The following is a 530-nucleotide window of genomic DNA, read 5'->3' on the forward strand; positions in this document are numbered from 1 at the left end:
CTCGCCGAGGAATCCCTCGACGTCCGAGATCTGTTCGAGACGGATCCCGTACACCGTCGTCGTCTCCTCGCCGGGGTCGAGGGTCCGCTCGTACTCGACGCGGTGGTCCTTGTAAGCGGTCCAGTTGTCGCTCTCGTAGTCCGGATGGAAGCCGACCCCTTCCATCGGGAAGTCCTCGGGGATCTGATCGACGAGCCGTACGTGTACGGGCTCGTCGCTCTCGGAGTCGAGCCGGAACTTGATCGCCGGAACCGGGAACTCGTCGCCGACGAACGACTTCTCTACGCGCACGTCGTCGTCTGACACGGCGGTCGTTCTATCGGCGTCGGACTCGTGGCTCATAGGCCACCTTACCGAAACTGCTCACATAAAACAACCGGGCAAAATACCGTTCCTGATAGCGTCGGCCGGGGTCGTGGCGGTTCTTCCCGCTGTGGACGTAACAACCCGAACACATTTTTTCAGGCCGACGCGGTCATAAATACTCGTCCGATCCGGCAGAAGTCTTTTTCAGTGGGGAAGCCGACCCC

General features: G+C 60.8%; 1 pseudogene. It reads right to left on the minus strand.

Annotation, left to right across the window (positions count from 1 at the left end):
• Positions 1-342: pseudogene (locus DEQ92_RS21760) on the minus strand (hypothetical protein); the annotation flags it as partial.
• Positions 343-530: the final 188 nt, after the last annotated feature.

It is taken from the genome of Haloferax sp. Atlit-6N (genome assembly GCF_003383195.1).
Classification (GTDB): Archaea; Halobacteriota; Halobacteria; order Halobacteriales; family Haloferacaceae; genus Haloferax; species Haloferax gibbonsii.